Raw genomic sequence first — 6,857 nt, 5'->3', positions numbered from 1 at the left:
TCCGAACTGCTCGAGGTAGGGATTGAGGTCCTGCCCGCCCCGGACCGCCGGAGTGACGCTGACAATACCGGTCTCGGGGTTGTAGGACATTTCGCTAAGACCGGCCAGGTCGATCAGCAAGCCGTCGTCGCGCACGCCCCAGACCGGGAAGCTGTGCCCGCCCGATTTGATGCCGACCTTCCAGCCGCATTCACGCGCCAGGCGCACCCCTTCGACGACGTCCTGCTCGGTCTGGGCCAGCAGCACGGCGGCGGGAAAGCGCTCGGGGTGCCGCGCGTGGAAGATGCGCGCGGTGCGGGCCTGCTCATAGCCGTCCTGCCCGCGCAGGATCAGGTCGCCGCTGAACCGGCGGGCGGTGCGGGTGTCGATACTCATCGTCGGGTTCCTTCCGTGAGGGCGTCGCGGCTGCGGACCGTTGCCCGGCCCGCTGTTCCCTCCACCCTTCCAATCGAGAATCAACATATCGTCGACTCTAAGACGACAGTACGTCGACACTTGACCGTTCGCAATCAGCACGGCCAGGTCAAATATTGATAGGTCGACCATCGACGAATAATCGAGGTATGGTCGACGTAGCAACGATTGCTGTTGATCTGAGACCGGCTGACTATGAAGCTGGTGACCTTCGGGAGTAACGGGAGTGCCCCGGCGTCGGCGTCGTTGCCGACGACGGCCACCACGTCGAGCGCGGCGTGAATGCCGTTGGACTGCTGTGCTAACACGGGTCCGACGACGCCGGGTGAGGCCGACTTCATCAGTACGACGCGCGGCCACATCCCAGGCGACGACACGACGCTGCTGATGCCCCGCCGCTAGGACCGGCGCCTGCGACGCGCCTGCGCCCGAAGACGTGCGCCCGCGCCATCTGGCGAACGGGACGGCGATGCCGATCAGGCGATGACTGGACCAAGGATGGACCAGGGGGTGTTGCTCAGCCCCGACTCCCTCTTCTTCGCGAGGTCTACACGGCGTCCCGTCCGGCACTCTCGGGTCTCTTCGGGCCGAAGCCGCCGGCCTTTCCGAGAAGAGCTCCGAGTGGCATGCCCGCGGGCGCGTCGGCGAGCTAAGGCTTGGTCATGTCGCACCCAACGCCCGCTGCCACACCAGTGCGAGTGTCTCGATCAACTCGGCTTCCGCGGCGCGGGTGTGACGGGTACGGAACAGTTCATACATCTCGTGCTCGACCATCCAGAAGAGGGCTGAGGAAACGGCCTGCGCCGACGGCGGCCCCGTGGGGAGGCGCCCATTGGCTCGCTCACGGTCGATGAACTGTGCCACGACGTCAATGATTTCGTTCGTCGTCAACCGCCATTTGGCGCCGAAGTCGGGCGAGACCAGCCCGGTTTCCAGGAAGGTTCGCAACGCCGGTCCATGTTCGCGCCAGCTGCGCAGGAGCGCCTCGAGCGCCCGGCGAACCGCTTGATCAACCGTGGTGTCGGCATTCAGCAGCATCGCCGTTGGCCCGACGATCTCATCATGTGTACGTGCCAGCAGGCCGGCCAGCAGATCCTCTTTCGAGGCGAAATAGAAGTACATGGTCGACCGAGATAGTCCGGCCCGCGTGGCGATCTCGTCCATGGTGATGTCGGCGAACGGGGACGTGAGCAGAAGACGCTCGGTCACGTCGAGGATCTGCGCCTCCCGGACCTCTCCCTTGCTGGGTCCCGCGGCCCGTTGACGCTGACTGCGCCGTGAACCCACGTCCATGGTCGTCTTCCTCGTCTGCGTCTTGTTGGCTGTGCTGCTCGCCGACTGTGGCCCGGTCGGTTGGCCTGCATGCCGACCATCAAAAATCAACACGTCGTCAAATCTTAGATGACATTACATCGACGTTCTTCGAAGCACAATCGACCGCCCGACCGATCTTCACACGCGTTGACGATCGACATATCATCGGGGTAATATCGACGTAGTGTCGATTATATAGATAGGTCGAGAGGCTTTGAACATGACGCTCGTGACCTTCAACAGTGACGGGAGTGCCGATTGCGTCGGCGTCGGCGTCCGTGTCGACGACGACCACGACGACCACGACGTCATCGCGGCCGAACCGGACCGACCGCAGCTGCGGACCACGCAAATGGAAAACGAAAATGAGAGGTGCACATGAACACGAGTCCTGACGAAACGGTCTTTCAAGGAGCCGATGTCGCCCAAGGCGTTGGTTTCAGTCAGCCGAAGCGGGCTGGGGTCATGCCAACCAAGATGCTCGGAACCCTGGGAACCACCTCGGCGATCGGTCTGGGCCTGATGGGCATGAGCGACCTGTACGGGCCCAGCGACCGCGCCGAGAGCATCGCCACCATCGGCGCCGCGCTCGACGCCGGCATCACCCTGCTCGACACCGGTGACTTCTACGGCACGGGCCACAACGAGATGCTGCTCGGCGAAGCCCTGCGCCGGTACGACCGCGACCAGGTCCAGATCAGCGTCAAGTTCGGCTCCCTGCGCGGCCCGGACGCGTCGTGGCTGGGCCAGGACAACAGCCCGGTCGCGGTGAAGAACTCCCTCGCCTACACATTGCAGCGGCTCGGCACCGATCACGTCGACGTCTACCGGCCGTCCCGGCTCGATCCCATGGTGCCGATCGAGGACACCGTCGGTGCCATCGCCGAGATGATCCAGGCCGGATACGTCCGCCACCTCGGACTGTCGGAGGTCGGCGCCGACACGATCCGGCGCGCCCACGCCGTGCACCCGGTCAGCGACCTGCAAATCGAATACTCGCTGATCTCCCGCGGCCTGGAAGGTGAAATCCTGGACACCTGCCGCGAACTGGGCATCGGCGTAACGGCCTACGGGGTGCTCTCGCGCGGCCTGATCAGCGGACACTGGTCGGCGGATCGGCAGGGCGCCAATGATTTCCGGGCACACAGCCCAAGATTCAGCGGCGAGAACCTGGACCGCAACCTGGCCCTGGTCGAGCGGCTGCGCAGCGTGGCAACCGAACTCGGTGTGTCCGTCGCGCAGGTCGCGATCGCCTGGGTAGCCGCCCAAGGCGACGACATCGTCGCGCTCGTCGGGGCCCGCAAGCGCGAGCGGCTGGCCGAATCGCTGGACGCGGTCGACGTTGAACTGAGCGCCGAGCAACTCGCCGCGATCGAATCCGCGGTACCCAGGGACGCGGCCGCCGGTGACCGCTACGACGCCACGCAGATGACGGCCCTCGACAGCGAACGGTGATCCACGGTCATCCGGCGCGCTCGGCGCGCAAAGTCGGAGCTTGATCGGAAAAACCAGGACAGACCAAGGGAGCCGACAGATGTTTCAGGTAGGGCAGCTGGTGACGGGTCGGCATGTGGTGCGACCCGGTCTCGGGCGCCGGGTCGCAGTGTGGGTGTTCGCGATGATCCTGTCCTGTTCGAGAACCCTGTTCGTGCAGCCGGTGCGTCGGCGAGTGAGGACAGGGCGGCCGGGGCGCCGAAGGCCCGGAACCCGGGCCGCGCGCCTTTGGATGTTCTCGAACAGTGGACCGTGGGAGCGCAGCTCGTAGCTTCGCCGGGTGATCGCGGCGCTTTCCATGTCGGCGTCGACTTCGCGGGTGATCCGCATGACGTCGCCGAGCTCATCCGGGGCCTTCGATGTAGCCGCGCAGGTCGGTGAAGTGCTTCATGCGGTGTGCTCCTTCTCAGCGGTACGCGCTGTGCTGGGACCTTCCCAGCGAGTGGTCAGGTCGTTGTCCAGCCCGAACTGGTCGAGCACCCGCGCGATGGTGTGGTCGACGATGTCGGAAAGCCCCACGGGACGGTTGTAGAACGCAGGCATGGGCGGCACGATGACCGCTCCCATCCGGGCGAGGACGAGCATGTTCTCCAGATGAAACTTCGCTTGGCGGCGTCTCGCGAGGGACTAGGACGAGCCGGCGGCGCTCCTTGAGGCTGAAGGTGATAGACGGCATCGCCAGCTTCTTGAATAAGCATCTGAGCTAGTGCGCCGCCTCCTCGGTCACCAACGACCGAATTGTCGCGGCGGCGCAGGCGAATCGCTCCGCAGCCATACCTGCGTCAGCAGACGAGGACCGCTGATGTGAGCATCTGGGGGCCACGGACGCCAGGGCATCTGCCCGAATTTCAGCTGCCAGTTGTCCGTCGCGATTGCCACTAATCCAAGTGCCGCTGAGCGGTGGCAGGGAAGCGGATCGCTCGGCTATCCAGGTGGCAACCTCAAGCTCACCGGCGCGAAGGTGACGAAACCTCCCAACTCCAACCACCCCAGCCGTTACGCCATCGTCCTCAATGACGCCCGGATAACACTGAGTGTCTTCGCCGGCGTCAAGACAGCAGGCGCAGTCTCCGCGACCGGCGTGTCACACATGGCGTGAAGGGATTGACTGCGAAGGGCTAGATGTATGATTTCACGATTGCTCGCGGGCGCTGCGCGCATGCGTCTCGGTCTGACTTCGCACTATCGACGTCTGTTCCGCATTACTATATCGATGATCATTTGGACAACGTATCGGTGGCGACCACCGTGAACTGAACGGGATGCTACGGCCGTCGTGAAACTTGACCACGGCGCTTGACTGGGGTCGGGCGTTGGCGACGCTCGCCACGACGTGGCTATTGGTCAAGATCAACACTCAATCATGGATAATGGTTACTGTGCACGAATTACGTTGGCCACAAGGCGATCCTGGTTCCGGGTGGGCTAATTCGCTACCTTGCCGTGCAGACTATCCATCAAATGCCTTCGTAAATCTGTTGCGGCTCAGCAATATTGACCTTCATGTTGCTCAACCCCTTGCGCGTCACCGCCGCGGCCACCGCCGCCATCGAGCAGGCGATTCACGTGCTCCGGCAGGTGTTCGCAATGCGGTCATAGGCCGCGCTGAAGAGGATTTGCTCCTTACGCATCGTCGTGCAGGGCTGTCACAATCATCCGGCCCGCGACCTCGGCGACCGCGGGCTCAGCACCGGTGCCACTCCCAGGTTGGCCGCTTCGAGCACCCGCCAGGTGCTTGCTGACCGACTGCCGTGCCATCGAAAGCCCGGCGCACAACTCCCGAAGGCTCTGTCCGTTGCGGGCATTCAGGCTGTCGAGCAGCACGCCGGCTCGGATCGGCCAGCGCCCGAAACACCTCGTCCATCTCCTAGCATGCAACCGAGGGGCTGCATGTGAACCGGTCCGCCCAACCAGAGCTCGGCAGGCCGGTCGAATCCGCGAGGCTCCGTCGCGCGTATCGAAGTCAAGCCGCGATTGACTTACGGCCGAGTCGTGCATTCTTGCGTCGGTGCAGTTGCGGTCCCCGATGGCGGCGAATGAGGATGGAGATCACCGCCACGGCCTGTTGTCCAAGCGGTGGTCAAGCTCGTCTCGTCCTTCCAGTCACTCTGTGCCTGTGGGTGCCCATGCTGATGGGAAGGCTACAGCCGATTCGACAGACGTTGCTGAGCAAGCGGATTCACAATATGCAGCAGTATTGGACACAACTAGTCGTATCGGCATTTATGTCAGGACAATAAAGCCCGTGACGGTGAAACCGTCACCGCCCGATGGGGCGACTTGGACCCCGAAGCCGTTGCTAACGCGTGCCCGTGGCGTACGTTTCCGTGGTACCTGGGGCAGAAAAACTACTCGGGTTTGTATTGGTGTGCCACCGAGCGATCGCTGGTTGGTTACGAATCGCGGCTAGAGCGCTCCCAGCTGATGATCGTGGACTTTGACCGAAGCGCCAAGAGAATCGCCAGTCAGCCGTTTCAACTTCGCGCTCTTATCGACGGTGAGCGAATCACGCGGATTCCCGACTATCTGGTGTGCACTGACGACGGTCCATTGCTGATCAATGAAGCCTGAACGCGCCTTGCGTGAAGCCAAAATCTTTCGGCTCCTCGACCTGACTCGCCGTGTAGTCGAGTCACGGGGCTGGCGCTACCAGATCGCGAGTGAGCCTCCGCGCGTCAAGTTCACCAACGTGCGGTTCCTCACCGGCTATCGACGTGCTTGGTTGTTCGACGCTGACCTCCTCGCTGCGGTCAGGTCTTCGGCAAGACAGGCGATCTCACCAACCATCAGCGACATCGTGGCGCACACACAGCAACCGAAGCCTCTGGCCGTCGGTGCTCTCATGCACCTCCTGTGGCGTCAGGAGTTCACCATCAACCCCTGAAAGCCCATCCATCCGGCGCGGGTTGCCACCTGTCGCATGCTGATTGCGTCCAGGGTTCGTGCGCGCCGGATCTGGACGGCGGCAGCGATGATTTCGTCAGCCCGGGGCTGCGTTCATGTGGTTATGGTCCGCCTCCGATGAGTATCAGCGTGTGCGCGGTTATGTAAGACGAGCAGTCGGGGTCGACATTGGCGTCGGGCCTCTCATCGGCGCAGCGGATGTCGCCGAAAGAACGGCGCTTCGCCAGGAATGCTGGAGTGAACGTGTGTTGCGGCGCGGGATGCGGGCGTTCGAAGGCGGCGCTGATATGGAAACCGCGCTTCGTGGAAGCGACGCTGATCGGCGCGCCGGTTAGCTGTCGATCCGTCGGTCGAGGGCGTCGAGGGTCCGGTCAGCCCAGTCGATCTCCGTGCGGGTGAACAGCAGTCCGTTTTCGAGCGCGGCGCGCCGGAAGAAGTCGTCGCCACCCGACCTGTCTTGCGAGTCGCGGATCTGCTCGTAGCGGGTCTGCTCGCTTGCGGCGTGTCGTCGTAGCGATTGCAGGTAGTCGCGGGCCCCTGCCGCAGTGAGCTCGCCTAGCAGAGACACCCTCAGCAATTTGGCGCTACGAAAGGCCGGGTCTTTTTGCGGTGTCGTCATCCAGTGCAGCAGCTCCGCACGGCCCTCATCGGTGATGGCGTATTCCTTGCGGCCCCGCGGCCCGACGTCGACTACTTTGATCAGTGCGTCGGCCGCCAGCTTGCCCAGCTCG

Annotated in this window: 7 protein-coding genes and 3 pseudogenes; 4 read left to right on the top strand and 6 right to left on the bottom strand. The window is 63.5% G+C overall.

Annotation, left to right across the window (positions count from 1 at the left end):
* Window positions 1–375 (bottom strand): FAD-binding protein (locus QOC69_RS06160; protein ID WP_526437417.1); only part of this gene is annotated, 375 nt, incomplete at its 3' end.
* Window positions 376–1,074: 699 nt separating this feature from the next.
* Window positions 1,075–1,707: a TetR/AcrR family transcriptional regulator gene (locus tag QOC69_RS06155; RefSeq protein WP_526437415.1), complete on the bottom strand. Its 633-nt coding sequence runs from the start codon at window positions 1,705–1,707 to the stop codon at window positions 1,075–1,077.
* Between the two features lie 241 nt (window positions 1,708–1,948).
* On the opposite strand from QOC69_RS06155, the gene QOC69_RS06150 reads away from it, so the two are divergent.
* Complete coding sequence (locus QOC69_RS06150) at window positions 1,949–2,110, top strand: hypothetical protein (RefSeq protein ID WP_526437413.1); 162 nt, start codon at window positions 1,949–1,951, stop codon at window positions 2,108–2,110.
* A gap of 83 nt (window positions 2,111–2,193) precedes the next feature.
* Window positions 2,194–3,183, top strand: a complete 990-nt coding sequence (locus QOC69_RS06145) for an aldo/keto reductase (protein ID WP_526437411.1) — start codon at window positions 2,194–2,196, stop codon at window positions 3,181–3,183.
* Between the two features lie 84 nt (window positions 3,184–3,267).
* Here the strand turns inward: QOC69_RS06145 and QOC69_RS06140 are convergent.
* The 3 pseudogenes from QOC69_RS06140 to QOC69_RS06130 form a co-directional block, all read right to left on the bottom strand.
* Window positions 3,268–3,555 (bottom strand): annotated as a pseudogene (locus QOC69_RS06140) (hypothetical protein); the annotation flags it as partial.
* A gap of 54 nt (window positions 3,556–3,609) precedes the next feature.
* Window positions 3,610–3,877, bottom strand: a pseudogene (locus QOC69_RS06135) (phenolic acid decarboxylase subunit B); the annotation flags it as partial.
* 1,048 nt (window positions 3,878–4,925) lie between these two features.
* Window positions 4,926–5,086, bottom strand: a pseudogene (locus QOC69_RS06130) (ArsR/SmtB family transcription factor); the annotation flags it as partial.
* Between the two features lie 416 nt (window positions 5,087–5,502).
* Here QOC69_RS06130 and QOC69_RS06125 point away from each other — a divergent pair.
* Window positions 5,503–5,793 (top strand): TnsA-like heteromeric transposase endonuclease subunit, encoded by a 291-nt coding sequence (locus QOC69_RS06125; protein ID WP_526437409.1) that lies wholly within the window; start codon window positions 5,503–5,505, stop codon window positions 5,791–5,793.
* A 7-nt stretch (window positions 5,794–5,800) separates the two neighbouring features.
* Complete coding sequence (locus QOC69_RS06120; RefSeq protein WP_526437407.1) at window positions 5,801–6,106, top strand: hypothetical protein; 306 nt, start codon at window positions 5,801–5,803, stop codon at window positions 6,104–6,106.
* A gap of 351 nt (window positions 6,107–6,457) precedes the next feature.
* On the opposite strand, the gene QOC69_RS06115 is transcribed toward QOC69_RS06120, so the two are convergent.
* Window positions 6,458–6,857: PadR family transcriptional regulator (locus tag QOC69_RS06115; protein WP_526437405.1), on the bottom strand; the 400-nt coding region annotated here is incomplete at its 5' end.

The organism is Mycobacterium sp. (genome assembly GCF_032162105.1).
Lineage (GTDB): Bacteria > Actinomycetota > Actinomycetes > Mycobacteriales > Mycobacteriaceae > Mycobacterium.
The sequence above is the reverse complement of the archived record's forward strand: the minus strand, read 5'-3'. Positions and strand labels throughout refer to the sequence as shown.

Bases quoted from the DNA above. Each gene is read 5' to 3' on its own strand.
- QOC69_RS06155 (WP_526437415.1), bottom strand. From the start codon at position 1,707: ATGGACGTGGGTTCACGGCGCAGTCAGCGTCAACGGGCCGCGGGACCC.
- QOC69_RS06150 (WP_526437413.1), top strand. From the start codon at position 1,949: ATGACGCTCGTGACCTTCAACAGTGACGGGAGTGCCGATTGCGTCGGC.
- QOC69_RS06145 (WP_526437411.1), top strand. From the start codon at position 2,194: ATGCCAACCAAGATGCTCGGAACCCTGGGAACCACCTCGGCGATCGGT.